This window comes from Caulobacter segnis (genome assembly GCF_003243465.1).
GTDB lineage: Bacteria > Pseudomonadota > Alphaproteobacteria > Caulobacterales > Caulobacteraceae > Caulobacter > Caulobacter segnis_A.
The window spans coordinates 1-26,886 of sequence record NZ_QFQZ01000069.1 but is presented as its reverse complement, the minus strand read 5'-3'; the positions used below and the strand labels follow the sequence as shown (position 1 = coordinate 26,886).

The window sequence follows — 26,886 nt, the reverse complement described above, 5'->3', positions numbered from 1 at the left end:
CTTGCCGAACGACGGGGCCTCGGAGACGCGGACATTCCGCGGGATCACCGCGTCATAGACCTTGTCGCCGAAGTGGGCGCGAACGTCGTGGGCCACCTGCTCCGATAGGCTGTTGCGGCGGTCGTACATGGTCAGCACCACGCCCTGGATCTCCAGGCGTGGATTGAGGCTGCCGCGCACGCGCTCGATCGTCCGCATCAGCTGGGTCAGGCCTTCCAGCGCGAAGAACTCGCACTGCAGCGGCACGAACACCGCGTCGGCGGCGGTCATGGCGTTGACCGTCAGCACGTTCAGCGACGGCGGACAGTCGATCAGAACATAGGTGTAAGGGCCGTTGGCGCGGATCACGTCCAGGGCGTCGCGCAGGCGGTATGACCGGCGCGCGGTCTGACCGAGTTCGATCTCGATACCGGACAGATCGGCGTCCGCCGGTATGACGTCCAGGCCCGGAAGCTCCGTCTTCACGGCGGCGTCGACCACCGGCGACTCGCCCATCAGCACGTCATAGAGGGTCGTCCGCCGCTGGGTGCGGCCGATGCCCAGGCCGGTCGAGCAGTTACCCTGGGGGTCGGCGTCGATCAGCAGCACCTTCTCGCCGCAGGCGGCCAGGGCGGTGCCCAGGTTGATCGCGGTCGTGGTCTTGCCCACGCCGCCTTTCTGGTTGGCGATCGCCAGGACGCGGAGAGGATTAGCGGACACGAGACAGCCCCTTCACTTGAACGATCCGACCGCGAGGGTCGCTTTGGCTAGGTCGCAATTCTGACTGGAACGTCCAGGCCTTGGCGGCCTCGGACAGCTCTGCCGCGACATCCTGTCCCTTCAGGAACAGGCCGGTCGCGCCGCCGCGCAGATAGGGTTCGGCGAAACCGAGAAGCTTGGTCATCGGGGCGCAGGCCCGCGCGGTGACAATGTCGACCTTCAGCTTCAGGTCTTCGGCCCGGGCGTTGTGGATCTGGACCGGCAGGTCGAGATCCTTGGCAACGACCTCCAGGAACCGGCAGCGCTTGGCCATGGATTCGACCAGATGGACCTTGGCCCCGGCCCTACCCTTCAGAAGTATGGCCAGAACGACCCCGGGCAGACCGGCGCCGGCGCCCAGATCGGCCCATGTGGACGCCTCCGACGGCGCCAGGTCCAGCAGTTGGGAGCTGTCTAGGGCGTGCCGGGTCCAGTAGGTGGCGATCGTCAGCGGCCCCACGAGGTTCATGACCTCGTTCCATTCGGCCAGCAGCTCCTGGAAGCGGGTCAGGTCGGCGAGCTGGCCGTCGCTGACGCCGGTCAGGGCCTGGTAGGCGGCGGCGTCCAGGACCGGAGGTTCGGCGAGATCAGGCTGCACGGGTGCGCCGCACGTGGGCCAGCAGCGCGGTCAGCGCCCCTGGCGTCACGCCTTCGATGCGGGCCGCCTGACCCAGGGTCAGCGGCCGAACGCGGGCCAGCTTCTCGCGCACCTCGTTCGACAGGCTGCCGATGTCGGCATAGTCCAGGTCGGCCGGCAGGCGCAGGTCTTCGTCCCTGCGCAGGGATTCCGCGTCGGCCCGCTGCCGGTCGAGATAGCCGGCATAGGCCGCCTCGATCTCGATCTGCTCGCGGACGTCGGTGTTCCACGTGAAAACCTCGGGCCAGACACGGCCGAGGTCGTCGAGCGTGACGTCCGGATAGGCCAGCATGGCGAAAACGTCACGGCGAACACCATCGCTATTGACCTTGAACCCCGCCTTGACGGCCTCGTTGGGCGTCATGCTGACCGAGCGCGCGAAGGCGCGGGCCGCCTCCAACCGCGCCTTCTTCTCAGCCCACGCGTTGGCGCGATGTTCGCCGACCACGCCCAGGGCGATGCCGCGATCGGTCAGGCGCTGGTCGGCGTTGTCGGCGCGTAGGGTCAGGCGGAACTCGGCCCGGCTGGTGAACATCCGATAGGGTTCGGTGACGCCACGGGTGACCAGGTCGTCGATCATCACGCCGATATAGGCCTCGTCGCGGGCGAAGACGGCGGGCTCCCTGCCCTGTTCCGCGAGCGCGGCGTTCAGGCCCGCGACCAGGCCTTGAGCGCCGGCTTCTTCATACCCCGTGGTGCCGTTGATCTGACCGGCCAGGTACAGGCCCGGCAGACGTTTGGTCTCCAGCGTGGCGTAGAGCTCGCGCGGATCGACATAGTCGTATTCAATCGCATAGCCGTAGCGCAGAACCTCGACGTTCTCGAGACCGGGAATTGTGCGCAGGAACAGCAGTTGGGTATCTTCCGACACCGAGGTGGAGATGCCGTTCGGATAGACCGTCGGATCATCCAGGCCCTCGGGCTCAAGGAAGATCTGGTGGCTGGTCTTGTCGGCGAAACGGACGACCTTGTCCTCGATCGACGGGCAATAGCGCGGACCGACACCCGTGGCGCGGCCGCTATAGACCAGGGACTCGCCGATCCGCTCGGCGATGATCCGGTGGGTCTCCTCCGTCGTGAAGGTCACGCCGCAGGCGATCTGCGGCACGTCGATCTTGTCGGTCAGGTACGAGAACGGAACCGGCTCGTCGTCGGCCGCCTGGCTGTCCAGGCGATCCCAGGCGATCGTGCGGCCGTCCAGGCGCGCGGGCGTGCCGGTCTTCAAGCGGCCCATCTGGAAGCCTAGGCCGTATAGGCGATCCGACAGGCCGATGGCCGGCTGGTCGCCGACACGGCCGGCGGGAATCCGCTCTTCGCCGCGGTGGATGACGCCCTTCAGGAAGGTGCCGGTGGTCAGGATCACACGGGGGGCGCGGTACGAGCGCCCTTCCCCATCGATCGCGCCAGCCACCCGACCGTCCTCGACGATCAGGTCCTCGGCGGCGGCGGCGATGATGTCGAGGTTTCCCGTGGAAAACAGCTCGGCCTGCATCGCCTCGCGATAGAGCTTGCGGTCGATCTGCGAGCGCGGTCCGCGCACGGCGGGACCCTTGGAGCGGTTCAGCATCCGGAACTGGATGCCGGCCTTGTCGGCCATTCGGCCCATGACGCCGTCCAGGGCGTCGATCTCACGGACCAGATGGCCCTTGCCCAGCCCGCCGATGGCCGGGTTGCACGACATCTCACCGATAGTTTCCAGCTTGTGCGTCAGCAGAAGGGTGCGCGCGCCGGTGCGCGCTGCGGCCGCCGCGGCCTCGCAGCCGGCATGGCCGCCGCCGATGACAATGACATCCCAGGAGTTGGACAAGACACTCGCCTCAATGCGAACGCCCCCGGGACAAGCGGGGGCGCTGGACTCGATCTATACGCCAATCAGCGCGGAGGGTCGATGCGACTCGTCGGCGTTTCACGTGAAACACCCCTGCCACAGCTGTGAGCGTGCTGTGGACAATATGGGAGGGTTTCACGTGAAACATCACTTGCCGATGCAGAAGGTCGAAAAGACGCGGCCCAGGATATCTTCGGGATCAACCCGGCCGGTGATCTTCTCCAGAGCCCGGGCGGCGAGGCGGACGTCCTCGGCGGCCAGCTCGACCTCCAGGCCGATATCGGAAAGCGCGCGCGCCAGATAGCTGCGCGCCTCGGAGAGACGTTCCGCATGACGCAGGCGGGTGGCGGCGGGGAATTCAGCGCCCGACAGGGCGTCGGCCACGTGAGACGCCAAGGCCGCCCGCAAGCTGGAAACGGCTTCCTCCGACCGCGCGGAAAGCTGGTGGACAGCAAGCCCCTCCCCCGCCCACCGGACCTGGGCAGCAGCCAGCTCATTCGGCTGCGCAATGTCAGCCTTATTGAGCACGAGCCAATCCCCCGCTTGGACGGTCGCCTCCATGGCGGCGAGCTGTTTCACGTGAAAACCATCGACGACCCAGAGGCGCAGGTCGGCCTCCTCCGCCCAACGCCGAGCGCGGCGAACGCCCTCAGCTTCGATGGCGTCTTCGGTGTTGCGGAGACCGGCTGTGTCGGCCACCAACACCCGGTAGCCTCCGAGCACCAAGGGAACCTCGATGACGTCGCGCGTGGTTCCGGGCGTGTCGGTGACGATCGCCGCGTCGCGCTCGACCAGGCCATTCAGGAGCGTGCTCTTGCCGGCGTTCGGCGCGCCGACTAGGGCGATGCGGTATCCGTCCCGCACACGGCGACCACGGGAAACATCAGCCAGGGCCGAGTCGAGCTCCTCGGCCAGAACCCGCAAGCCAGGGCGCGCCCGCTCGGCGACCTCTTCCGGCAGGTCCTCATCCGGGAAGTCGACGGCCGCCTCGAGCATGGCCAGCGACTGAACCAGCAGGTCGCGCCAGCGGTCGTAGCGTTGGCTCAGCGCCCCGCCGACCTGGCCCAGGGCTTGCCGCCGCTGCGCCTCGGTCTCGGCGTCGATCAGGTCGGCGACGCCCTCCGCCTGGGCCAGGTCGAGCTTGCCGTTCTCGAAGGCGCGACGTGTGAATTCACCGGGTTCGGCCAAGCGAAGACCAAGGTCGCTCAGAGCCGAAAGGAGCGCCTCGACGACGGCTCGCCCACCGTGCACGTGAAACTCGGCGCTGTCTTCCCCGGTATAGCTGGCTGGCCCTTCGAACCGTAGGACCAGCGCTTCGTCCAGCTCTACGCCGTCATGCCGTAGCTTGCGGAGCGCGGCCATACGCGGGATGGGCGCCCTGCCCGCCAGCGCCTGGACAACATGCAATGTATCCGGGCCCGAAACTCGCACGACGGCCACCGCCGCCCGCCCGGCCGCCGTGGCCAGGGCGAAGATCGTATCGGCCATGGTCAGTCCGGTTTGCCAACCGCCGCGTTGGCGGCGGCGGTCATCAGCTTGCGGAAGCTCTCCTGCGCGCCGGTCCCGAACGCCATCCAGTTCTTCAGCAGTTCCTCTGGCGCGAGCATGGCCATGTTGGCGTCCATCCGGGCCTGCATCTCCTTGACGAGATGCTCGTTCAAACCACTGACATCCGGCAGGCCTAGAAAGGCGCGCGCTTCGACCGGCGTGCAGTCGATCTCGATCGTCATCTTCATCAGAAGTTCCCTTCGGTCAGGGCACGATATTGTTATGGGCCTCGCCCGTCGGCGCAGGTTAGAGCGCTTTGGTCGAAAGTCACATTGGTCCTTGTCTGACCTGTAACGACGGAGAGCCCCCGATGAGCGAGACCCTCACCATCACCACGCCGGACGGCGAGTTCAGCGCCTATGTGGCGCGCCCGAAGGCGGCCTCCGCGCCGGCCATCGTCGTCATCCAGGAAATCTTCGGCGTCAACAAGGTCATGCGCGATATCTGCGACGGCCTGGCGTCCCAAGGCTATGTCGCCATCTGTCCGGACCTGTTCTGGCGGATCGAGCCGGGCGTTGACATCACCGACCAGTCCGAGGCGGAGTGGAAGAAGGCCTTCGAGCTGTTCAACGCCTTCGACGTCGACGCCGGCGTCAATGACATCGCGGCCACCATCACCGCCGCCCGCAAGCTGGACGGCGTCAACGGCAAGGTCGGCGCCGTCGGCTACTGCCTGGGCGGCCTGCTGGCCTTCCTGACCGCCACCCGCACCGATGTCGACGCCTCGGTGTCCTACTATGGCGTTGGCCTGGAGAAGCACGTCGGCGAGGCCGAGAAGCTGAACCATCCGCTGCTGATGCACATCGCCGAGAAGGACCAGTTCGTGCCGCCCGAAGCCCAGCAGGTCATCCTGCAGGCGCTGAAGGATCACCCGCAGATCGAGCTGCACGCCTATGCCGGCCGCGATCACGCCTTCGCCCGCGAGGGCGGCGCGCACTACGACGCCGCCGACGCGGCCAAGGCCAACGGCCGCAGCCTGACCTTCTTCCAGAAGGCGCTGGCCTGATGCTGGCCATCCAGTTCTCCCGCACGGGAGGCCCGGAGGTCCTGGAGGCGGTCGAGGCGGACGTCCCCTCGCCCGCCGCCGGCCAAATCCTGGTCCGTCACGCGGCCGTTGGCTTGAACTACATCGATACCTACCATCGCTCTGGCCTCTATCCGCTGAAGCTGCCGAGTGGCATCGGTCTGGAAGCCGCCGGAACGGTCGAGGCCGTCGGCGACGGCGTCACCCGGTTCAAGGTCGGTGACCGTGTCGCCTACAACGGGACCATGGGCGCTTATGCCGAGGCCGCCGTGGTTCCGGCCGACCGCGCGGTGAAGGTTCCGGACGGCGTCAGGCTGGAGACGGCCGCCGCCGCCCTGCTCAAGGGCATGACCGCCGAGTTCCTGGTCCGGCGATGTTTCCACGTGAAACACAGCGACACCGTCCTGGTCCACGCGGCCGCCGGGGGCGTCGGCCAAATCCTGGTCCAGTGGTGCAAGAGTCTGGGCGCGACCGTGATCGCCACGGTCGGGTCCGAAGCCAAGGCGGCTATCGCTCGCGACCTCGGCGCGGACCACGTGATCGACTACAGCCAGGAGGAGGTCGCGGCCAAGGTCGCCGAGTTGACCGGCGGCCAGGGTGTCGCGGTCGTCTATGACGGCGTCGGCAAGGACACCTGGGCCGCCAGCCTGAAGAGCCTGGCCCGCCGCGGCGTGATGGTCACCTTTGGCAACGCCTCGGGCCCGGTCCCGCCGTTCGCCCCGCTGGAACTGGGGGCGAAGTCGCTGTTTGTCACCCGCCCTCGCCTGTTCGACTACATCACCACGACCGAGGAGCTGGACGAGAGCGCGCAGGCGCTGTTCGCGGTGGTAGGCTCCGGCGCGGTAAAGATCGACATCGGCCAGACCTTCCCGCTGGCTGAGGCGCGGGCGGCGCATGAGGCGTTGGAGGGTCGCCGGACGACTGGAGCGACGTTGCTGGTTCCATGAGAGAAGATGCTCCCCCGCGATGCGGGGGAGCTGTCGCGGAGCGACTGAGGGGGCGAACTGGACGCACGCCGAGCTCGCCCCCTCCGGCCCTCTGGGCCACCTCCCCCGCGATGCGGGGGAGGAACTTTCGAGACAAACAAAAAAGGCCCCGGATCGCTCCGGGGCCTTTCTCCTCTCTGACTGAGTCCGGCTGGACTCAGGTGTTCATCGACTGGAAGAAGTCGCCGTTCGTCTTCGACTGGCGCAGCTTGTCCAGCAGGAACTCGATGGCGTCCGAGGCGCCCATCGGGTTGAGGATGCGGCGCAGGACGTAGGTCTTCTGCAGCTGGTCGCGCGGCGTGATGAGCTCTTCCTTGCGGGTGCCCGACTTGAGCACGTCGATGGCCGGGAAGATGCGCTTGTCGGCCACCTTGCGGTCCAGGACGATTTCCGAGTTACCGGTGCCCTTGAACTCTTCGAAGATGACTTCGTCCATCCGGCTGCCGGTGTCGATCAGGGCCGTGGCGATGATCGACAGCGAGCCGCCCTCCTCGACATTGCGCGCCGCGCCGAAGAAACGCTTCGGACGCTGCAGGGCGTTGGCGTCGACACCGCCGGTCAGCACCTTGCCCGACGACGGGACGGTGGTGTTGTAGGCGCGGCCCAGACGGGTGACCGAGTCCAGCAGGATGACGACGTCGCGCTTGTGCTCGACCAGGCGCTTGGCCTTCTCGATGACCATCTCGGCCACCTGGACGTGGCGGGTCGCCGGCTCGTCGAAGGTCGAGGCGATCACCTCGCCCTTCACCGTGCGCTGCATGTCGGTGACTTCTTCCGGGCGCTCGTCGATCAGGAGGACGATCAGGTAGCACTCGGGGTGATTGGTCTCGATCGACTTGGCGATGTTCTGCAGCATCACCGTCTTACCGACGCGCGGCGGGGCGACGATCAGGCAGCGCTGGCCCTTGCCCAGCGGGGCGACGATGTCGATCACGCGGCCCGAGCGATCCTTCACGGTCGGATCGGGTAGCTCCATGTTCAGGCGCTCTTCGGGATAGAGCGGCGTCAGGTTGTCGAAGTGCACCTTGTGGCGCACGTTCTCGGGGCTCTCGAAATTGATCTTCGAGACGCTGGTCAGGGCGAAGTAGCGCTCGCCCTCGCGCGGCGAACGGATCGCGCCCTCGACGCTGTCGCCGGTGCGCAGGCCGTACTTCCGGATCTGCGACGGCGAGACGTAGATGTCGTCCGGACCCGGAAGATAGTTGGCTTCCGGCGAGCGCAGGAAGCCGAAGCCGTCCTGCAGCACTTCCATGGTGCCCGAGCCCGAGATCTCCACGCCTTCCTCGGCGAGGGTCTTCAGGATCGCGAACATCATGTCCTGCTTGCGCATGGAGTTGGCGTTCTCGACCTCGAAGGTCTCGGCGAACGCCAGCAGGTCGGCCGGGGACTTCTCCTTCAGCTCCTGCAGGGACATGGACTTCAGGCCCAGGGCCGCGACGGCCTCGGCGATGCCGGAGCCTTCGTCGTCGCCCTCGCCTTCCGCCTCGGCTTCAACGGAAGCTTCGGTGGCGACGTCGGCCGTGTCGGCCACGGTGTCTTCAATGGTCGCCTCTTCGGCGCCCGGGATTTGGTCTTCGGTTTCTTCGGTCATGACAAGACTCAAGGGTGGGCGCGGTCTCCACGACGGAGTCCGGCCGGTAGAACTTCATGGGTCATGCCCGGTAGGGCCGGGACATGCGCGTCGATTGACGATGACGCGGATCGTTCGGGGGACGGACCTTGGAGCGGATCGCTCGCGGGGCGCGCCAGGACGGGCGCCGGTCCGTGAAAGAAAGAGGGTTCGCCGACAGCGAGCCTATCGCCGATGCAAATCACGCGGCGGGCGGCGGGTCAAGCGCCGCGCAGGCTCAGTGGTTCAGGAACTTGGTCGTCACCGAGACCACGATCACGATCGCCAGCACGAACGGGATCTCGTTGACCATCCGCCAGAACTTCTCGGACCGGGGATATTCGCCCTTCTCGAACTTCTTGCGCGAGGCCGACAGGAAGCCGTGGAAGCCGTAGAGTCCGACCAAGGCGACCAGCTTGGTGGCCATCCAGGGCTCGAGGAGGAAGCTCCAGCCGCGGATCTGGCTGTCGGCCAGGATCAGGCCAAGGCCAAACAACGCCGTGGCGATCGAGGCGGGATTGATGATCCCGCGCAGCAGACGCCGCTCCATGACCACGAAGGTCTCGGCCATCTCCGAACCCGGCGCGGCCTTGCTGTGATAGACGAACAGCCGCGGCAGATAGAGCATGCCGGCCATGAAGGCGATGACCGACAGGATATGCAGCCCGCGCACCAGATTGAAGTGCGCCACCAGGAAATCCATCACGCGGCGGCTCCTTCCCGACGGGGGCACTTGGACCACTCGGCGCCGCAGCGCCAGCCGCAGGCCGGGGCGACGGACCCGGCGCGTTCGCCGAGCGCATTGCGAACGGCGCTGGCCAGGCCGTCGATGAACTCCGGCGCGCCGCCCAGGGCCGGGACCCGGACGTAGGGCGCGGCGCCGACTTCCTTGGCCAGCTCGGCGTATTCGTGATCGAGCTCGACGAGCGTCTCGACGTGCTCGGAGACGAAGGCGATCGGGGTGATCATCACGCCCTTGCCCTCGGCGCCGGCGCGACGGATCTCCTCGTCGGTCGAGGGGCCGATCCACTTCAGCGGGCCGACCCGGCTCTGGTAGCAGACGGTCCAGTCGATGCCCGCCGGCAGCTTGGCGGCGACGGCGGCGGCCGTGGCCTCGATCTGCTTCTGGTAGGGATCGCCGGCCAGGATCACCTTCTCCGGCAGACCGTGGGCCGAGAACAGCAGACGGAGATTGGTCGGCGAACCGGCCTTCTCCCAGGTCTCGCGGATCATCCGGGCGTGGGCGTCGACGAGGCCGCCATCCGTCGGATAGCAGCAGACCGTCGTTTCGGACCCGGGGCCCTTGTAGGCCTTGCGCCAGGCCTTCAGCGACGAACCGGTCGTGGTCGTCGAGAACTGCGGATAGAGCGGCAGCAGCACCACGTCGTCCGGCGCGAAGGCCGCGACCTGACGCGCGGTCTCGCCGGTCAGTGGATGCCAATAGCGCATGGCGATGAAACACTTGGCCTCGACGCCGGGCAGGGCGACCGCAAGGGCCTTTTCCAGCGCCTCGGCCTGCTTCTTCGTCTCGGGAAGCAACGGTGAGCCGCCGCCCATGATCGCGTAGTTGGCTTTGGCCATCTTCTCGCGCGTGGTCGAGATCAGGGCCGCCAGCGGATAGCGGATCAGGGCCGGGGCGCCGATGATCGCCGGATCGCGGAACAGGTTGAACAGGAACGGCCGGACGGCGCGCGGACCATCGGGTCCGCCAAGATTGAACAGGACGACCGCGAGCTTCTGGCTCACTTGACCACCTTCTGGCCGGTCACCCGCTCCAGCACCGCCTCGACGTGGGCGATCGGCGTGTCCGGCAGGATCCCATGCCCCAGATTGAAGATATAGGGACCCTGGTTCCACTGTTCGAGCAGCTCGTCCACCCGCTTCAGCAGCGCGTCGCCGCCGGCCCGCAACAGCAGCGGATCGAGGGCGCCCTGGATGGTCTTGGTCTTCTGGATGGCTTGGCCCAGCTTGGCGCTGGCCTGGGTGTCGAGCGCCACGCCCTGCACCGGAACCTCTGCGGCGTAGCCCTCGACCAGGGCGCCGGCCCCGCGCGGGAAGCCGATGATCGGCACGGTGACTCCGCGCGCCCGCAGGCCCTCGACGATCTTCTTGTGCGGCTGGGTGACCAGGCGATCGAACAGCGGCTCGGACAGGCCCTCGGCCCAGCTCTCGAACAGCTTCACGGCCTGCGCGCCGGCGTCGACCTGCATGGCCAGGTAGTCGACCGTCGAGTCGACCAGCACCTGGATCAGGGCGTCGGTCGTCTCGGGGTTCTGGTAGGCGAAGGTCCGCGCGCCGCTGCGATCGCTGGAGCCCTTCTCGATCATGTAGGTCGCCACGGTCCACGGCGCGCCGGCGAAGCCGATCAACGCCTTCTCAGGATCGAGCGCGGAGCGAACCCGCGTCAGCGTCTCCCCGACCAGCGATAGGGCCTTGCCCGCCTCGCCGGCCTTCTCGGCCATGGACTCCACCGACGGCATGTCGCCGAGCTTTGGGCCTTCGCCGGCCTCGAACCAGACCTTCTGGCCCAGGGCGCCGGGGATCAGCAGGATGTCGGCGAAGACAATCGCCGCATCGAACGGAAACCGCCGCATCGGCTGCAGTGTGACCTCAGCCGCCTTTTCCGGATCGAAGCAGAAGCTGATGAAGTCGGGGGCGGTGGCGCGCACCGCCCGATACTCCGGCAGATACCGACCCGCCTGGCGCATGAACCAGACGGGCGGATGCGCATGGGCCTGGCCCGACAGCGCGGAGAGAAACTTCGGAGGCGTGCTGGGAGACTGGGAGGGCGACGTCATGGCTCGGGTTAAAGCCCGGCGCGGGCTTCGGCTCAAGCCCCGTGTCCCCTTAAGCCCTTTCTAACATAATTTAATAAGAAATTAAGAGGAGAAGAGGCTGAGGGAGGGCAACTGCAAACCGTGGAAAACCCGCCCAGCGCGGCTGACTCCCACACGCCGTGCGCCTTTGCCCACAAGGCCCCGAACATGTGATTAACCCTCTGTTAATCTTGTGGACGGCTCGGCAGGGCCTTGAAGCTCTTAAAGAAAACTTAATTAACGGCGGCGTCGGAAAGACCCCTCACGGGACTCATCCCCGGGATAGGGACAAGCCAAATTCAGACTTCGGGGATGCGGGCTGGGCCTGGGGATGATAGGCGAGCAATGCGACCGTTGATCACAGCGGCGCCATGTCACGACGCCTCGGGGGGCCATCGGCGCCCAGGCGTCCCCAGAGGCAGGGCTAGTGGTTAAACAACCGTTAACGGATGATCCACAGGAGACTCAGGGCGCGGGCGGCGAGGGCGAACGGCTTCCGCCGCGCTTTGCGACCTACTTCCACATCCATCTGGTGTCGGACTCGACCGGCGAGACGCTGAACGCCATGGCGCGAGCCGTCTGCGCCCGGTTCACCGACATCCTGCCCATCGAGCACATCTATGCGCTGGTGCGCTCCACCCGCCAGCTGGATCGGGCCTTGGAAGAGATCGGCGGGGCCCCGGGCGTGGTCATGCATACGATTGTCGATCCCGGCCTGCGCCAGGCGCTGGAAGAAGGCTGCCGCAAGCGGGAGATGCCCTGCATCGCCGCGCTCGATCCGGTGGTCAGCGCCATGTCGCGGTATCTTGGCGCCCGGATCTCCACCCGGGTCGGCGCCCAGCACGCCCTGACCAACGACTATTTCGACCGCATCGAGGCGCTGGACTACGCCATCGCCCACGACGACGGCCAGGGCGGCCAGGACCTGACCCAGGCGGACGTGATCCTGGTCGGCGTGTCGCGGACTTCCAAGACCCCGACCTGCATCTATTTGGCTCACCGCGGCGTGCGCGCCGCCAATGTGCCGCTGGTGCCGGGCCGTCCGCCGCCGCCGGAACTGTTCGAGCTGAAGAACACCCTGATCGTCGGCCTGATCACCTCGCCCGACCGGCTGATCCAAATCCGCCGCAACCGGCTGCTCTCCCTGAAGGAAAGCCGCGAGAGCGACTATGTCGACGGCGACTCGGTCCGGCAGGAAATCATCGCCGCCCGCCGCCTGTTCGAGCGCCAGGGCTGGCCGGTGATCGACATCACCCGCCGCTCGGTCGAGGAGACGGCGGCCGCGGTGATCAACCTCTTGTCCAATGGCCGGGGCCAGGTCGAGGTCCTGGGATGACCCTGACCCCCGTCACCCTGGCGTCGAAAAGCTCCGCCCGGCAGATGATCCTCAAGAACGCCGGCGTCGCCTTCGAGGCCGTCGGGTCCGGCGTCGACGAAGACGCCGCCAAGGCCGGCCTGCTGGCCGAGGAGGTCACCCCGCGCGACATCGCCGACGCCCTGGCCGAGATGAAGGCGGTCAAGGTCTCGGCCAAGCGGCCGGGTCTCGTGATCGGCGCCGACCAGACGCTCGACCTGAGGGGCGAGCTGATCGACAAGGTCGACACGCTGGACGAGGCCCGCGCCCGGCTGCTCGAGCTGCGCGGCCAGGTCCACAAGCTGCACTCGGCCGTGGTGGTGGCGCGCGACGGGCAGCCGATCTGGCGGATCGTCGAGACCGCCAAGCTGTCCGTGCGCCCGTTCAGCGAGGTCTGGCTCGACCAGTATATAGAGCGTCGCGGCGAGGCCCTGCTGTGGTCGGTCGGCTGCTACGAGCTGGAGAGCGAGGGCGTCCAGCTGTTCGACCAGGTGGACGGGGACTACTTCGCCATACTGGGTCTGCCGCTGGTCGGACTTCTGGACTTCCTGCGTCTTCACGGAGCCCTGGTGGCATGAGTTCGACGATTTCGGGCGCGGCCGTGGTGGGCGGCGTCTGCGGCCAGCCGATCAAGCATTCGATGAGCCCGGTGATTCACAACGCCTGGATCGCCGCGGCCAGCCTCGACGCGGCCTATGTGCCCTTCGCCCCGACGGCCGAGCGGTTCGAGACCTTCGTCGACGGCCTGCGCGGCGGGGCGGTGCGCGGGGTCAATGTCACCATCCCGTTCAAGGAGCGGGCCCTGGCCCTGGCCGACACCGCCAGCGATCTGGCGAAGATGGCCGGGGCGGCGAATCTTCTGCTGTTCGCGGCCGATGGTTCGATCCACGCCGACAACACCGACGGCCCCGGCTTGTTGGGCGCGATCGAGGCTCAAGCGCCCGGCTTCGAGGTCGCGGCCGCCCCGATCCTGATCCTCGGCGCCGGCGGCGCGGCGCGGGGGGCCGTCGCCGCCCTGCTTCTGGCCGGCGCGCCGCAGATCCGGATCGTCAACCGCACCCTGGCCCGCGCCCAGGAGCTGGCCGACGCCTTCGGCGAAAGGGTGATCGCGGCTGACGAAGCCGCCCTGCCCGACCTTCTCGCCGACGCCGGCCTCGTGATCAACGCCACCTCGCTTGGCCTGGGCGGCGGCGAGGGTCCGGCCGTCGATCTTTCCCTGACGCCCAAGACCGCCGTGGTCATGGACATGGTCTACAGGCCGCTGCGCACCGAGTTCCTGCGCCGCGCGCAAGCCGCCGGTCGGCGGACGGTGGACGGCCTCGAGATGCTGCTGCGCCAGGCCATACCGACGTTCGAGGCGATCTACGGCGCGCCGCCCTCCCCGGCGGTGGATGTCCGCGGTATGGCCCTGAAGCTCCTGGGCGAACCATGCTGATCCTCGGCCTGACCGGCTCCATAGGCATGGGCAAGTCGACCACTGCGGCGATGTTCGAGGCCGAGGGCGTGCCCGTCTACGATTCCGACGCGGCGGTGCATGCGCTTTACGCTGTCGGCGGCGCGGCGGTGGCGCCGGTCGAGGCGGCCTTTCCCGGCGTGGTCACCAACGGCGCGATCGATCGCGCCAAGCTGAGCGCCAAGGTGGTCGGCGATCCCGAGGCGCTCGCCAAGCTGGAGGCGATCGTCCACCCGCTGGTCGGGGCGCACCGGATCGGGTTCTTCGAGAAGGCGCAGGCCGAGGGCCGCGACATCGTCGTGCTCGACGTGCCCCTGCTGTTCGAGACCGGCGGCCAGAAAAGCGTCGACAAGGTCGTCGTGGTCTCCGCCCCCGCCGATGTCCAGCGCGCCCGGGTCCTGGCCCGCCCTGAGATGACGCCGGAGAAGTTCGAGGCGATCCTGGCCCGGCAACTGCCTGACGCCGAAAAGCGCGCCCGCGCCGACTTCGTGATCGACACCGGACAGGGGCTCGAGCACGCCCGAGCGCAGGTCCGCGACCTTCTGACTCTGTTGAGAACGAGAGCGTGACAGCCGAAAGTGGAGGCCGGTTTCGGCGGCCGTCACGCTCTATCCCCAAGAATGGAGCCTGCTTATCGGTTCAGATGGCCACATCTGAACCGGCAGGCTCCGGCCCCGCTTGAAGCCGGTCTCGAACCGGCTCAAAGAAGGGCCATGGCCCGCGAGATCATCCTCGACACCGAAACCACCGGCTTCGACCCCAAGACCGGCGACCGCCTGGTGGAAATCGGCTGCATCGAGGTGGTCGACTTCATGCCGACCGGCCGCTCGTTCCATGAATATTGCGACCCGTTGCGCGACATGCCGGCCGAGGCCGAGAAGGTCCACGGCCTGTCCAGCGCCTTCCTGACGGGCAAGCCGAAGTTCCACGAGATCGCCGACCGCTTCGTCGAGTTCGTCGGCGACAGCGTCGTCGTCGCCCACAACGCCGCCTTCGACCGTCAGTTCGTCAATTTCGAGCTGGAGAAGTGCGGCCGCGCGCCGATCCACGAGGATCGCTGGGTCGACACCCTGGCCATGGCCAAGAAGCGCTTCCCGGGCATGTACAACTCGCTCGACGCGCTGTGCAAACGCTTCAAGATCAGCCTGGAAAGCCGCGACAAGCACGGCGCCCTGATCGACGCCCACCTGCTGGCCGAGGTCTATCTTGAGCTGCAGGGCGGCAAGGAACGGGCGCTGGAACTGACCCACGCGGTCGAGGCCCTGGCGATTTCGGCCGCCGTGCAGGGGTCGTACGGATCGCGTCCGCGTCCGCTGGCGCCCCGCTCCACCGACGCCGAGCGTGAAGTCCACGCGGCCTGGGTGCGGAAGAATCTCAAAGACCAGGCCCTGTGGATCAAGTTCGGCGTGGTCGCCGCCGAAGGCTGACGCGGGACGCCCGCTGTTTTGTTGACGCTCCCAAAGCGGCAGACGACGACACCCGAAAAATTGACCAGATAAATAGCTGCAACCTGAAGAATACCCGTAGTAGAACGGTGTTCTTAAAAGGCTGAGGACAGCTGGCTCCCGGCATATGATCCATAGATAGGTCATATTGTCGCGGGTCATGATAGATTAATCACGAATTCACCGGCCCCGCCGATCAACTTCGCCCAACAATTCTGGTGTTCTCAGGAACGGGGCGATTTCTCGTGCGCAAGTTATTCTCTGTATCTCTCCTAGCCGCTTCGATGCTGGCCAGCGTGGCCGCCGCCCAGGACGCGCCCAAGACGGACGCCGCCTCGCTCGAGGAGCTGAAGGCGCAGATCAAGGTCATGCAAGAGCGGCTCCAGTCTCTGGAGACCAAGGCCGCCGCGCCCGCCGCCAAGCCCGCCGCCGCCCCGGCGCCCGCCACCCAGATCAAGTGGGAAGGCTCGCCGCGCTTCACCGACGCCAGCGGCGCGACCTTCAAGCTGCGCGGCCGCCTGCTGATCGACGGCGTCAATGTCGACGTCAACCGTGACACCGGTCCGTCCTACAAGTCGCGCCAGTTCCGCGCCCGCCAGCTGTTCCTGGGGGCCGAAGGGGCGTTCGGCCAGTGGGCCTATCGCATCGAGGGCGGCGCGGCCAACGGCGGTTCCTGGGGCTGGGACGACGCGGTCATCGAATACAAGACCAAGAGCGGCCTGCTGCTCACGGTCGGCAACCAGAAGGTCGGTGGCCTGGAGAACCTCACCTCGGTCAAGACCATCACGTTCATGGAGCGGGGCCCGTTCGGCGACCTGACCGACAACGGCTTCGTTCTGGCCGCCCAGGCCACCAAGGTCGGCAAGAACTGGTCGCTGCGCGGCGCCTTGCAGGGCGACTCGATCAACAAGGCCGACGTGTCCTCGGGCGCCTATAACGTCAACAACGCCAAGGAACGCTCGGGCTTCATGGTCCGCGGCACCTATGCTCCGGTGATGACCGCGACGGACAGCGTCCACCTTGGCGCCTCGGTGCGCTACCGGGACACCGGCGGCGAGACCGGCTTCACCTATTCGGCGGCCGCCAACACCGCCTATCGTCCGCAGAACTCGGCCGGCGGCGTGCTGCTGTCGACCGGCGCGGTGGGCAAGAGCGACACCACCGTGGCGGGCGAAGCGGCCTGGACCCACAAGACGGTCTCGGTCCAGGGCGAACTGGCCCGCATCAAGGTCAATCGCGTGACCACCGCCCAGAGCGCCGTCAACGGCGGTCCGGACTTCAACATCGTCACTGGCTACGCCCTGGCCAGCTGGTTCCCGACCGGCGAAACCCGCCCCTACAGCGCCGCCGGCCAGTTCGGCAAGGTCAAGGTGCTGCACCCGATCGACAAGGGCGGCAAGGGCGCCTGGGAAGTGGCCGGCCGCTACGACTACGCCGACCTGACCAAGATGAGCCCCAACGCCGTCACCGCCCTGGCCAGCCAGCCGGGCCTGGCGACGGCCGGCACCTACAAGGGCCTGACCGCGGGCGTGAACTGGTACCCCTACAGCAACGTCCGCTTCATGACCAACGTCACCAAGGCCAAGGTCAATAACCGCCGCATCGGTACAATCGAAAACGACGCCGACGTGACGGTCTTCCAAGCTCGCATGCAGATCGAGTTCTAAGAAAACATCGAGGAAACGCCCCTCCGACCCTCCCCTTCTCGGCCTGGAGCCCTCGATGTCTTTTCTGAAGAACATATCGATCCGTAACAAGATCATGCTGTCTTTTGGCCTGCTCTTGGGGGCGGCCGTGGCGATGATCCTCAGCGTCTTCCTGCAGCTGATGGGCATGCAGCAGGCGATCCGCCTGAACGACCAGAGCAAGTCGATCATCGACCAGACCCACACGGCCGAGAAGGGCATGCTGCGTCTGAACTCGCAGACGCGCGGGCTGCTGCTGACCGGCAACGCCAAGATGATGGACAGCTACAAGGACGGGGTGACCCAGTTCAACGACGCCGTCGCCAAGCTCGAGGCGTCCGACCTTACCGATGAGGAAAAGGCCGGCCTGGCCAAGGTCAAGAGCGACGCCCAGAAGTGGCTCGACACCTACGGTACGCCCTTGACCCAGGCCGGGCTCGATCCCGCCACCCGCGATGCGGCGCGTGAGACCCTGACCGCCGCCGGCGAAAAGGCTCGCGTGACCCACATCACCAAGGGCGTGACCGCGATCCGCAAGACCGAACAGGCCCGGATGGCCGTGCGTGAAGCCGCCCAGCACAAGGCGATCTTCTCGTCGGTCGCCATGCTGATCGGGGGCGGCGTCGGCCTGCTGGTCATCGCCTTGGGCATGGGCTGGCAACTGACCGCCCTGGTGGCGGCTCCGGTCGGCCGCATGACCCAGTCGATGCTGCGCCTGGCCGACGGTGACTTCAACGTCGAGACGCCTGACCGCGACCGGGCCGACGAGGTCGGCTCGCTGTCGCGCGCCTTCGAAACCTTCAAGGAAAACAGCCTCAAGGCGATCCGGCTCGAGAAGGAAACCGGCGCCATGCGCGAGGCCGGCGAGGCCGAGCGCGCCAGGACCGAAGCGCAGCGGGCTCGGGAAGCCGCCGAGGATCGGGCGACGATCGAGGCGTTGGGCAAGGGCCTGCACGCCCTGTCGATCGGCGACCTGACGCACCGGATCACCGAGCCGCTCGCCCCCAAGAGCGAACAGCTGAAGGAAGACTTCAACGCCTCGATCGCGAAGCTGGAGACCGTCATCTCGGGCGTCCGCCACGCGGTGATGACCATCAGCGGCGGCGCGCGGGAAATCTCGTCCGCCTCCGACGACCTGGCGCGTCGCACCGAGCAGCAGGCCGCCAGCCTCGAAGAGACCGCCGCGGCCCTGGAAGAGATCACCCAGACCGTCAACAAGACCGCCGAAGGCGCCGGCCATGCCCGCTCGGCCGTCAGCAGCGCCAAGACCGACGCCGAGAGCGGCGGCCAGATCGCCGAGCGCGCCGTAGCGGCGATGAGCGAGATCGAGGGCTCCTCCAGCCAGATCAGCCAGATCATCGGCGTGATCGACGAGATCGCCTTCCAGACCAACCTTCTGGCCCTCAACGCGGGCGTCGAGGCGGCCCGGGCGGGCGAGGCCGGCCGCGGCTTCGCCGTGGTCGCCCAGGAAGTCCGGGCCCTGGCCCAGCGCTCCGCCGACGCGGCCAAGGAGATCAAGGCGCTGATCACCCTGTCGACCAATCAGGTCATGACCGGCGTCGAACTGGTCGGCCAGACCGGCAAGGCGCTGGAAAGCATCGTCGCCAAGGTCATCGACGTCAGCGGCATCGTCACCGAGATCGCGGCCTCGGCGCGCGAGCAGGCCACCGGCCTGGGCGAGGTCAATGTCGCCGTCAACCAGATGGACCAGGTGACGCAGCAGAACGCCGCCATGGTGGAAGAGGCCACCGCCGCCAGCCACAGCCTGGCGACCGAGGCCGACGACCTGGCGCGCCTGATGAGCCAGTTCAAGGTCAGCGAAAGCGCCGCGCGGGCGCTGGCGGCCTAGACCTTCAGGTCGGCCGTCACCGGGGCGTGGTCGCTGGGCCGCTCCCATTCGCGGACGTCGTCGTGGACGCGGGATGACACCCTGCCGTCCACGATGGCCGCGTCGCGCAGCCCGGGGCTGGCCAGGATATGGTCCAGCCGCAGGCCGCGGTTCGACTTGCGGAAGTCGGCGGCGCGGTAGCTCCACCAGCTGAACAGCTTTTCAGGCTCCGGCGTCGCCAGCCGCGGCAGGTCCAGCAGGTCCATCGACTTGACCAGGGCGTCGAAGGCTTCCAACTCGGGCGGCGTGTGGCTGACCACCTTCAGCATCTGCCGGTGGCTCCAGACGTCGTTCTCGCCGGGCGCGATGTTCAGGTCGCCGGTGACGATCAGCGGATCCTTGGGATCGCGCTTCTTTAGCGCCGCGGTCAGGGTCTCGTAGAAGTCGAGCTTGTGGTCGAACTTCGGATTGGCGACGCGATCGGGCAGGTCGCCGCCCGCGGGGATGTAGAAGTTCTGGATCTCGACCCCGGCCACTTTCACCGCCACGCAGCGGGCGTGGCCTTCGCGGCAGTTCATCAGGGTCGGAACGTCCTCGATCGGCAGGCGCGAGGCGATCGCCACGCCGTGCCAGCCCTTCTGGCCCGCGATCTTCAGGTGCGGCAGGCCCATGGCCTCGAAGGCCTCGCGCGGGAACTCGCCCTCCTGGCACTTGATCTCCTGCATGCACAGGACGTCCGGCGCCTGCTCGTCGACGAAGCGGGCGGCCTGCTTGGCGCGCAGGCGGACGGAATTGACGTTCCAGGTGGCGATACGGAGGCGCATGGGTCGGCTTTAGGGTGTTTGTCCACGCCTGAAAAGAAAAACGCCCCGGGCGCATCGGCGCCCGGGGACGAAAGTCTAGTCTCTCATGCCGCCGCCGGGAGGGGATAGAGTCCGGCACGGTTCGCGAGGAGCGGGTCGGTCGCTCATCGCCATGCGTGTTAAATATGCCACGTCCTAATTTTTAGTCAAGAGCAACGCGTGTTGATTCTTGCATGTTGTGAGAATGTCACAAAGCGGCCTAGGGCCGGCCTACCTTCGGTCGAGGATCGGTCAGGACGAACAGCTTCGGGTCGAGCCCCGAGGCGGGTCCGAAGTCCGTCAGGCGCACCCGGATCTGGCCGCCCTTGATGTCGGTGACGGTCCAGCCCATCAGGGCGACGGGGCCGTCCGAGAAATCCAGCGCGATCTTGCCCAGCGCCTGGCGCTTGGCGTCCTGGGCCACGATCGTGAAGCCGTCGGCCAGGCGGCGCACGTCGGTGATGACCACGCCACGGTCAAGCCGGACCTCGCGGGCCAGCAAGAGGTTCAGCGGCGTCTTGCTGAGCGGATAGCTCTCATAGGTCTTCAGCCGGCTGTCCCAGATGTTGACGTTGTTGCCGTTCGACACGACCAGCAGGCCGGCCGGCGCGTCATAGGCGAACCGCGCCTTGCCCGGGCGCTGCAGGTAGAAAGTCCCCTGCGTCCGCGTGCCGCGTGCATCGGTCTGGACGAAGCGGCCCTTGGCCGAGCCCAGCCCCTGGACATAGGCGGTGGCCTTGTCGAGCAACGCCTTCTGCTCGGCGTTCAGGGACGCCGGGGTCGGCGCGGTGTTCTGGGCCAGGGCCGGCGAGGCGACAGCGGCTGTCAGCGCGACCGCGATGAGGAAACGGCGAGTGGTCATGCGAACTCCTTAGCCGCAACCTTGGCCCGCGCGAAGGCCGGCGCGAGGCCATTTTCCGGCGCCCCGATGAAGCGCCGTTCAGGTTGGGAAGTAGGAGAACCCGCCTCGGGCTCTATGGTTTCGCTTCAGTTGAGGTTGAAACGGTTCCATCGGCGTCTTTGGCCGCCAACATCCGCTGAGGATCGCAACGCCAGAGCTCCGCAGGGATTCCACCCATGTCCAGGTTCACGAAGGCCTCAAGCGCCGCCGCGTCGTCCGCGAAAATCATGGTCCCGAGCGCCCTGGGTTTTCGATAGCCCACATAGTAGGCGAAACGGTACTTCGGCATCGGCCCGGCTAGAGCGGCGGCGGCGGCGGGGCCAGGATCTCGCGCTTGCCGGCGTGGTTGGCGGCGCCGACGACGCCTTCCTTCTCCATCCGCTCCATCAGCGAGGCGGCGCGGTTGTAGCCGATCTGCAGGCGGCGCTGGATGTAGCTGGTCGAGGCCTTGCGGTCGCGGGTGACCACGGCCACGGCGTGGTCGTAGAGGTCGTTCGAACCACCCTCGCCGCCAAACGCCGCCTCGATGGCCTCTTCCTGTTCCTCGTCGCCGCCGGCGGTGACTTCTTCCAGGTACTGGGGCGTGCCCTGGTCGCGCAGGAAGCGGGCCACGGCCTCGACCTCACCGTCGCTGACGAACGGACCGTGCAGGCGGGTGATGCGCCCGCCGCCGGCCATGTAGAGCATGTCGCCCTGGCCCAGCAGCTGCTCGGCCCCCTGCTCGCCCAGGATCGTGCGGGCGTCGATCTTGCTGGTCACCTGGAAGCTGATCCGGGTGGGGAAGTTCGCCTTGATGGTGCCGGTGATGACGTCGACCGAGGGGCGCTGGGTGGCCATGATCAGGTGGATGCCGGCGGCGCGGGCCATCTGGGCCAGGCGCTGCACGGCGCCTTCGATGTCCTTGCCGGCCACCATCATCAGGTCGGCCACCTCGTCGATGACCACGACCAGATAGGGCATGGCCTCGGGCCGGATCTGCTCGGTCTCGTAGATCGGGCGGCCGGCGTCGTCGAAGCCGGTCTGGACCGTTCGCTCGAAGTGCTCGCCCTTGGCCAGGGCCTCGTTGGCCTTCTCGTTGTAGCCGGCGATGTTGCGCACGCCGATCTTCGACATGCGGCGATAGCGGTCCTCCATCTCGCGGACCGTCCACTTCAGCGCCACCACGGCCTTCTTCGGATCGGTGACGACGGGGGCCAGCAGGTGCGGGATGCCGTCATAGACCGACAGTTCCAGCATCTTGGGATCGACCATGATGAAGCGGCACTTCTCGGGCGGCAGCTTGTACAGGATCGACAGGATCATGGCGTTGACGCCGACCGACTTGCCCGAACCGGTGGTGCCGGCGATCAGCAGGTGGGGCATTTTCGCGAGGTCGGCGATGTAGGGCTCGCCGCCGATCGTCTCGCCCAGCGCCATGGGCAGGATCTGGCTGGCCTTCTCGTAGTCGGCGCTGGACAGAAGGTCGCGCAGATAGACGGTCTCGCGCCGCGAGTTGGGCATTTCGATGCCGATGGCGTTGCGGCCCTGGGCCACGGCGACGCGGCACGAGATCACGCTCATCGAGCGGGCGATGTCGTCGGCCAGGGCCACGACGCGGGCGGTCTTCACGCCCGGCGCGGGGACCAGCTCGTACATGGTCACGACCGGACCCGGACGGATCTGGTCGATCTGTCCCTTCACCCCGAACTCGGCCAGCACGCTTTCCAGCAGGCGGGCGTTCTGGCGCAGGGCGCCGGCGTCGACCTCCGAGGAGCGCGGCTTGGACTTGGCCAGCATGGCCAGCTCGGGCAGCTGGAAGCCGCCATCGTCCTCGAACGCGAAGGCCTTCTGCTGCTCCCGCGCCTCGCGGCCGGATTCCTTGGGTACGGCTTTGGGCTTGGCGATCGCCATCGGGCGGGCGTCCAGCGAGTCTTCGAAGTCGTCCTCGTCGTCCTGGACGGCGGGCGGCGGCGTGTAGGCGCGTTCGGGCGCGCTCGGCGCGGCGGCGATGGCGGTGGCGTCGTCTTCCTCGTCGAGCGGCGGCAGGCGACCCGGCCGTTCGCGCTTGGGCGCCTCGGCCTTCTCCTTCTTGACGCGCGGCGCCTTGGCCGGCGCGGCCTTGGCGGGTTCCGGCTCGTGGCGCGGACGCGGACGCAGGGCGGCTTGGATCACCTCGGGGTCGATGTCGCGGACGCCGATCGCAAAGCCCAAGGCGAAGACCGCGGCGACCGCGAACATCACCGCGGCGATCACGGTGGCGCCCGGGATGTGGGCGAAGCGCAGGGTTCCTGCCACGCCGTGCAGCAGGGCCTCGCCCCAGAAGCCGCCCAGGCCCTTTTCCAGCTGCCAGATCGCCGGCGGGGGCGGCGCGGCCAGCACCGCGGCCAGGGCCAGCAGGCCAAGCGCGCCGACCAGCACCCGATGGCGCATCGCCTTGCGCTCGGCGTCGGGATCGGCCTGGGCCACGCGGGTGACGCCGAACACCAGCATCAGCAGGGCGACGCCCCAGGCCGCCAGGCCCAGCGACTGCATGAGCATGTCGGAGATCGCCGCGCCCACCCCGCCCAGGGCGTTGCGCGCGGGCTCGCCGCTGGCGGCGTTCAGGCTGGGATCGGTGGCGTTGTAGGTGGCGATGGCCAGCAGCAGGACGGCGCCGACCACGGTGACCACCCCGCCCCGGAAGCGGGCGGTCCAGGGCTGGACCCAGCCGTAACGGATCGCATCCCAAAGGAGCTCCGTCGGGGATCGCCGCGCCGCTCGCGCCATGAAAGTCTCCGAACTCAAACCTGGTGTCCTGAACCCGCGAAGCAGGTCGAACCCCGATGTTTTGGCCGAAGAGGGTTAAGAGGCGTTTACGACGTTCGTCAGGAAAGGATTCAGAACGTCGTGAGCGCGGTATTCTCTCCTCCCCTTCTGGGGGAGGTGGCCCGGAGGGCCGGAGGGGGCAGCTCGGTATCAACCGGCGATGCCCCCTCAGTCACTTCGTGACAGCTCCCCCAGAGGGGGAGCAGAACCTTTAAGCCGCCTCGAACGCCACCGGACCGCCCCAGAAGCTCTGCACCAGGCCGTTCTGCGGACCCGGAGCGCCCGTCGTCAGGAAGATCCGGCTCCCCCCCTGTCCCGGATCGTATTCCGGGTGGCGCTCCAGATAGAGCTCCAGGGCGTCGGCGGTGGCGTCCGGCTGCTGGATCAGCGGCGTGCCGGCCGGCAGGGCGGCGCGGAAGATGTCGGCGATGATCTCGTAGTGTGTGCAGCCGAGCACCACCCGATCCGGATAGCGGCCGATGCGGGTCTTCAGCGCCTCGACGTGGCCCTCGACGGCCTTGGCGAGATCGACCGCAGAGGCGTCGCCCTCGATCAGCGGCACCAGCTCCGGGCAGGCCTCGGAGAACACCGCCAGGTCCTGCTTGCGCTTGTCGATCTCGATCTCGTAGACGCGCGAGCGCACCGTGGCCTGGGTGGCGAAGACGCCGAGAATATCCAGCTGCTCGACCTTTTCGCCGCGCCGCTCGGCCTCGTGCTCCCACGGCAGGCCCGTGGCCTTCTCGATGGTCGGCACGATGATGCCCAGGATGTTGACCGGCCGACCCAGCGTCTTGCGGTAGCCCGGCAGCCAGGTCTGCTGCAGGCGGCGCAGGGCGATGGCCGAGGCGGTGTTGCAGGCCAGGACCACCAGGCTGGCGCCGCGCTCGAACAGGCGCTCGCAGCCGGCCTTGGTCAGCTCGACGATCTCCTCGCCGGTCCTGACGCCATAGGGGGCGTTGGCCTGGTCGGCCAGATAGGTGAAGTCCGCTTGGGGCAGACGCTGCACGAGGGCGCGGTGGACCGTGAGGCCGCCCACGCCGGAGTCGAAGACGCCGATCATCAGCGAGCTTTAGCGCTCTCGGCGGGCCCCGTCCACGCGAGCGCGAAAGGTTACGGTCCTGTCATGTGACGGCCAGGAAGGCTTGTCCTACGGTCTCGCGCAAATTCCACCGGAGATCCTCCGTGCAACGTCGTACGTTCCTCGCTTCAGCGGCCGCCACCGGGGTCGCCGCCACTCTCAGCCCCAGCGTGTCCATGGCCCAAGCGTCCAATCCCCTGCTCCAGAAGTGGACCGGCCCCTATGGCGGCGTCCCCGCCTTCGACCAGATCAAGGTCGAGCACTTCAAGCCGGCCCTCGAGGCGGCGATGGCCAAGAACCTGGCCGAGATCGACGCCATCACCGCCAATAAGGCCGCGCCCAACTTCGAGAACACCATCGCGGCCCTTGAGGACGCGGGCCGGACGCTGGGCGCCGTTCAGGTCAGCTACGGCATCTGGGGCTCGACCATGAGCACGCCGGAGTTCCAGAAGGTCGAGGCGGAGATGGGGCCGAGGCTGTCGGCCCACCGCGACAAGATCAACCAGAACGCCGCGCTCTTCGCCCGCATCGAAGCGGTCTACAATTCGCCAGACAAGGCCAGGCTGACGCCCGAGCAGCAGCGCGTCCTGTGGATCTACTACACCAACTTCGTGCGGTCCGGCGCCAAGCTCAGCCCCGAGGCCAAGGCCCGCGTCGGCGCGATCAACACCGAGCTGGCGGGCCTCTACACCAAGTTCAGCCAGAACCTGCTGGCCGACGAGAACACCTGGATCAAACTCTCCGAGGCCGATCTGGCCGGCCTGCCCGAGGGCTTGAAGGCCGCCGCGGCCTCGAACGCCGCCGCGCGCAAGCTTTCCGGCGAGTTCATCGTCGTGAACACCCGCTCCAGCGTCGATCCGTTCCTGGCCGAGTCCCCGGTCCGGGCGGCGCGCGAGAAGGTCTGGCGAGCCTTCGTCAATCGCGGCGACAACGGCGGCGCGACCGACAACAACGCGATCATCACCAAGATCCTGAAGCTGCGGGCCGAGCGCGCCAGGCTCTTGGGCTACAAGACCCACGCCCATTGGCGGCTTGAGAACGCCATGGCCAAGACGCCCGACAACGCCATGGCGCTGATGGAGGCGGTCTGGACCCCGGCCATCGCCCAGGTCGCCATCGACGTCGCCGACATGCAGGCGATCATCGACAAGGAAGGCGGCGGGTTCAAGCTGGAGCCCTGGGACTACCGGTACTACGCCGAGAAGGTCCGCAAGGCGAAGTACGACCTCGATATGAACGAGGTGAAGCCCTACCTGCAGCTGGACAAGCTGCGCGAGGGCATGTTCTGGGCCTCGGGCCAGCTCTACGGCTTTGAATTCAAGAAGCTTTCCGGGATTCCGGTCTACCACGAGGACGTCACCGTCTATGAGGTGACGCGCGGCGGCAAGCACGTGGGCCTTTGGTACTTCGACCCCTATGCCCGTCCCGGCAAGCGCTCGGGCGCGTGGATGAACGCCTACCGCACCCAGGAGCGGTTCAAGGGCGAGATCACCACGATCGTCTCGAACAACTCCAACTTCATCAAGGGCAAGGCCGGCGAGCCGGTGCTGATCTCGTGGGACGACGCCACGACCCTGTTCCACGAGTTCGGCCACGCCATTCACGGGCTGAACGCCAACGCCACCTATCCGTCGGTGTCGGGCACGGCCGTGGCGCGCGACTATGTCGAGTTCCCCAGCCAGCTGAACGAGCACTGGCTGTCGACGCCCCAGGTGCTGAACCAGTTCGCCCTGCACCACCAGACCGGCAAGCCGATCCCGCAGGCCCTGGTCGACAAGATCGAGGCGGCCGGCAAGTTCGGCGAGGGCTTCGGCACGACCGAGTACCTCGCCTCGGCCCTGATCGACATGAAGCTGCACCTGGCCGGCGACGCCGATATCGATCCGGACAGGTTCGAGCGCGAGGAGCTGGCCAGGCTGAACATGCCCAAGGAGATCGTCATGCGGCACCGCACGCCGCAGTTCGGGCACGTGTTCTCCAGCGACGGCTATTCGGCCGGTTACTACAGCTATCTGTGGGCCGACACCCTGACCGCCGACGCGGCCGAGGCCTTCCAGGAGGCGCCCGGCGGCTTCTACGACAAGGCTGTGGCCAAGCGCCTCTACGAAGACATCATGTCGAAGGGCAACACGGTCGATCCGGTCGAGCAGTTCCGCGCCTTCCGCGGCCGCGACGTCAAGATCGGGGCCCTGATGCGCAAGCGCGGCTTCCCGGTCCCTCCGGGGGCGTGACGCGTTCCCTCTCCCCTTGCTGTTCAGACCGGGGACATCCGTGACAGGTGTTCGGAGACATCCGTGACGGTTGAGGATGATCAGATTGGCTGGTTGAGG

General features: G+C 67.4%; 24 protein-coding genes. 10 read left to right on the top strand and 14 right to left on the bottom strand.

The features are described from left to right. The 5 genes from DI526_RS17980 to DI526_RS17960 form a co-directional block, all read right to left on the bottom strand. Window positions 1-699: ParA family protein (locus DI526_RS17980; protein WP_304280866.1), on the bottom strand; the 699-nt coding region annotated here is incomplete at its 3' end. Beyond that, window positions 689-1,336 (bottom strand): 16S rRNA (guanine(527)-N(7))-methyltransferase RsmG, encoded by a 648-nt coding sequence (gene rsmG, locus DI526_RS17975; protein WP_304280864.1) that lies wholly within the window; start codon window positions 1,334-1,336, stop codon window positions 689-691. The genes rsmG and DI526_RS17980, both read right to left, overlap by 11 nt. Next, window positions 1,326-3,182, bottom strand: coding sequence for a tRNA uridine-5-carboxymethylaminomethyl(34) synthesis enzyme MnmG (gene mnmG / locus DI526_RS17970; protein WP_304280862.1), 1,857 nt, complete (start codon window positions 3,180-3,182; stop codon window positions 1,326-1,328). Before mnmG ends, rsmG begins: the two co-directional genes overlap by 11 nt. Before the next feature lie 168 nt (window positions 3,183-3,350). Next, the gene (gene mnmE / locus DI526_RS17965) at window positions 3,351-4,691 is read right to left on the bottom strand and encodes a tRNA uridine-5-carboxymethylaminomethyl(34) synthesis GTPase MnmE (protein ID WP_304280860.1); all 1,341 of its coding nucleotides are present in this window, start codon (window positions 4,689-4,691) and stop codon (window positions 3,351-3,353) included. A 2-nt stretch (window positions 4,692-4,693) separates the two neighbouring features. Further along, a complete protein-coding gene (locus tag DI526_RS17960; RefSeq protein WP_013081279.1) occupies window positions 4,694-4,939 on the bottom strand; it encodes a DUF6489 family protein in 246 nt (81 codons plus the stop codon). A gap of 122 nt (window positions 4,940-5,061) precedes the next feature. On the opposite strand from DI526_RS17960, the gene DI526_RS17955 reads away from it, so the two are divergent. After that, entirely contained in the window at window positions 5,062-5,757 is a 696-nt protein-coding gene (locus DI526_RS17955; RefSeq protein WP_304280857.1) for a dienelactone hydrolase family protein, read from the top strand. After that, a complete protein-coding gene (locus tag DI526_RS17950; RefSeq protein ID WP_304280855.1) occupies window positions 5,757-6,722 on the top strand; it encodes a quinone oxidoreductase in 966 nt (321 codons plus the stop codon). The genes DI526_RS17955 and DI526_RS17950 overlap by 1 nt, the downstream gene beginning before the upstream one ends. Window positions 6,723-6,918: 196 nt before the next feature. Here DI526_RS17950 and rho read toward each other — a convergent pair whose 3' ends face one another. From rho to hemE, 4 genes are all read right to left on the bottom strand, one after another. After that, window positions 6,919-8,352: a transcription termination factor Rho gene (rho, locus tag DI526_RS17945; protein WP_304280853.1), complete on the bottom strand. Its 1,434-nt coding sequence runs from the start codon at window positions 8,350-8,352 to the stop codon at window positions 6,919-6,921. A 256-nt stretch (window positions 8,353-8,608) separates the two neighbouring features. Next, complete coding sequence (locus DI526_RS17940; RefSeq protein WP_304280867.1) at window positions 8,609-9,124, bottom strand: CopD family protein; 516 nt, start codon at window positions 9,122-9,124, stop codon at window positions 8,609-8,611. Further along, window positions 9,073-10,116, bottom strand: coding sequence for a ferrochelatase (gene hemH / locus DI526_RS17935; RefSeq protein ID WP_304280851.1), 1,044 nt, complete (start codon window positions 10,114-10,116; stop codon window positions 9,073-9,075). Before hemH ends, DI526_RS17940 begins: the two co-directional genes overlap by 52 nt. Beyond that, on the bottom strand, window positions 10,113-11,168 hold the full coding sequence (hemE, locus tag DI526_RS17930; RefSeq protein WP_304280849.1) for a uroporphyrinogen decarboxylase: 1,056 nt from the start codon (window positions 11,166-11,168) through the stop codon (window positions 10,113-10,115). The genes hemH and hemE overlap by 4 nt, the downstream gene beginning before the upstream one ends. Before the next feature lie 445 nt (window positions 11,169-11,613). Between hemE and DI526_RS17925 the strand changes: the two genes are divergently transcribed. The 7 genes from DI526_RS17925 (at window position 11,614) to DI526_RS17895 (ending at window position 18,972) form a co-directional block, all read left to right on the top strand. Then, the gene (locus DI526_RS17925) at window positions 11,614-12,522 is read left to right on the top strand and encodes a pyruvate, water dikinase regulatory protein (RefSeq protein WP_304280847.1); all 909 of its coding nucleotides are present in this window, start codon (window positions 11,614-11,616) and stop codon (window positions 12,520-12,522) included. After that, window positions 12,519-13,118 (top strand): Maf family protein, encoded by a 600-nt coding sequence (locus DI526_RS17920; protein ID WP_304280845.1) that lies wholly within the window; start codon window positions 12,519-12,521, stop codon window positions 13,116-13,118. The genes DI526_RS17925 and DI526_RS17920 overlap by 4 nt, the downstream gene beginning before the upstream one ends. Beyond that, entirely contained in the window at window positions 13,115-13,975 is an 861-nt protein-coding gene (gene aroE / locus DI526_RS17915; protein ID WP_304280843.1) for a shikimate dehydrogenase, read from the top strand. Before DI526_RS17920 ends, aroE begins: the two co-directional genes overlap by 4 nt. Continuing rightward, window positions 13,969-14,562: a dephospho-CoA kinase gene (gene coaE / locus DI526_RS17910; RefSeq protein ID WP_304280841.1), complete on the top strand. Its 594-nt coding sequence runs from the start codon at window positions 13,969-13,971 to the stop codon at window positions 14,560-14,562. The genes aroE and coaE overlap by 7 nt, the downstream gene beginning before the upstream one ends. Before the next feature lie 144 nt (window positions 14,563-14,706). Further along, a complete protein-coding gene (gene dnaQ, locus DI526_RS17905; protein WP_304280839.1) occupies window positions 14,707-15,420 on the top strand; it encodes a DNA polymerase III subunit epsilon in 714 nt (237 codons plus the stop codon). 302 nt (window positions 15,421-15,722) lie between these two features. Then, window positions 15,723-17,105: an OprO/OprP family phosphate-selective porin gene (locus tag DI526_RS17900; RefSeq protein WP_304280837.1), complete on the top strand. Its 1,383-nt coding sequence runs from the start codon at window positions 15,723-15,725 to the stop codon at window positions 17,103-17,105. A 55-nt stretch (window positions 17,106-17,160) separates the two neighbouring features. Next, window positions 17,161-18,972, top strand: a complete 1,812-nt coding sequence (locus DI526_RS17895; protein WP_304280836.1) for a methyl-accepting chemotaxis protein — start codon at window positions 17,161-17,163, stop codon at window positions 18,970-18,972. Here the strand turns inward: DI526_RS17895 and DI526_RS17890 are convergent. The 5 genes from DI526_RS17890 to murI form a co-directional block, all read right to left on the bottom strand. Next, window positions 18,969-19,775 (bottom strand): exodeoxyribonuclease III, encoded by an 807-nt coding sequence (locus DI526_RS17890; protein ID WP_304280834.1) that lies wholly within the window; start codon window positions 19,773-19,775, stop codon window positions 18,969-18,971. The two genes, DI526_RS17895 and DI526_RS17890, sit on opposite strands and share 4 nt — an antisense overlap. 238 nt (window positions 19,776-20,013) lie before the next feature. Beyond that, window positions 20,014-20,655 (bottom strand): outer-membrane lipoprotein carrier protein LolA, encoded by a 642-nt coding sequence (locus DI526_RS17885; RefSeq protein ID WP_304280832.1) that lies wholly within the window; start codon window positions 20,653-20,655, stop codon window positions 20,014-20,016. A 112-nt stretch (window positions 20,656-20,767) separates the two neighbouring features. Continuing rightward, the gene (locus DI526_RS17880; RefSeq protein ID WP_304280830.1) at window positions 20,768-20,983 is read right to left on the bottom strand and encodes a hypothetical protein; all 216 of its coding nucleotides are present in this window, start codon (window positions 20,981-20,983) and stop codon (window positions 20,768-20,770) included. Between the two features lie 8 nt (window positions 20,984-20,991). Next, complete coding sequence (locus DI526_RS17875; protein WP_304280828.1) at window positions 20,992-23,457, bottom strand: DNA translocase FtsK; 2,466 nt, start codon at window positions 23,455-23,457, stop codon at window positions 20,992-20,994. Between the two features lie 232 nt (window positions 23,458-23,689). Then, window positions 23,690-24,538, bottom strand: coding sequence for a glutamate racemase (gene murI / locus DI526_RS17870; RefSeq protein ID WP_304280826.1), 849 nt, complete (start codon window positions 24,536-24,538; stop codon window positions 23,690-23,692). A 122-nt stretch (window positions 24,539-24,660) separates the two neighbouring features. Between murI and DI526_RS17865 the strand changes: the two genes are divergently transcribed. Continuing rightward, complete coding sequence (locus DI526_RS17865; protein ID WP_304280824.1) at window positions 24,661-26,787, top strand: M3 family metallopeptidase; 2,127 nt, start codon at window positions 24,661-24,663, stop codon at window positions 26,785-26,787. Window positions 26,788-26,886: the final 99 nt, after the last annotated feature.

Bases quoted from the DNA above. Each gene is read 5' to 3' on its own strand.
- mnmE (WP_304280860.1), bottom strand. From the start codon at position 4,691: ATGGCCGATACGATCTTCGCCCTGGCCACGGCGGCCGGGCGGGCGGCG.
- DI526_RS17960 (WP_013081279.1), bottom strand. From the start codon at position 4,939: ATGAAGATGACGATCGAGATCGACTGCACGCCGGTCGAAGCGCGCGCC.
- DI526_RS17955 (WP_304280857.1), top strand. From the start codon at position 5,062: ATGAGCGAGACCCTCACCATCACCACGCCGGACGGCGAGTTCAGCGCC.
- DI526_RS17950 (WP_304280855.1), top strand. From the start codon at position 5,757: ATGCTGGCCATCCAGTTCTCCCGCACGGGAGGCCCGGAGGTCCTGGAG.
- rho (WP_304280853.1), bottom strand. From the start codon at position 8,352: ATGACCGAAGAAACCGAAGACCAAATCCCGGGCGCCGAAGAGGCGACC.
- hemE (WP_304280849.1), bottom strand. From the start codon at position 11,168: ATGACGTCGCCCTCCCAGTCTCCCAGCACGCCTCCGAAGTTTCTCTCC.
- DI526_RS17920 (WP_304280845.1), top strand. From the start codon at position 12,519: ATGACCCTGACCCCCGTCACCCTGGCGTCGAAAAGCTCCGCCCGGCAG.
- aroE (WP_304280843.1), top strand. From the start codon at position 13,115: ATGAGTTCGACGATTTCGGGCGCGGCCGTGGTGGGCGGCGTCTGCGGC.
- coaE (WP_304280841.1), top strand. From the start codon at position 13,969: ATGCTGATCCTCGGCCTGACCGGCTCCATAGGCATGGGCAAGTCGACC.
- dnaQ (WP_304280839.1), top strand. From the start codon at position 14,707: ATGGCCCGCGAGATCATCCTCGACACCGAAACCACCGGCTTCGACCCC.
- DI526_RS17900 (WP_304280837.1), top strand. From the start codon at position 15,723: ATGCTGGCCAGCGTGGCCGCCGCCCAGGACGCGCCCAAGACGGACGCC.
- DI526_RS17895 (WP_304280836.1), top strand. From the start codon at position 17,161: ATGTCTTTTCTGAAGAACATATCGATCCGTAACAAGATCATGCTGTCT.
- DI526_RS17890 (WP_304280834.1), bottom strand. From the start codon at position 19,775: ATGCGCCTCCGTATCGCCACCTGGAACGTCAATTCCGTCCGCCTGCGC.
- DI526_RS17885 (WP_304280832.1), bottom strand. From the start codon at position 20,655: ATGACCACTCGCCGTTTCCTCATCGCGGTCGCGCTGACAGCCGCTGTC.
- DI526_RS17880 (WP_304280830.1), bottom strand. From the start codon at position 20,983: ATGCCGAAGTACCGTTTCGCCTACTATGTGGGCTATCGAAAACCCAGG.
- murI (WP_304280826.1), bottom strand. From the start codon at position 24,538: ATGATCGGCGTCTTCGACTCCGGCGTGGGCGGCCTCACGGTCCACCGC.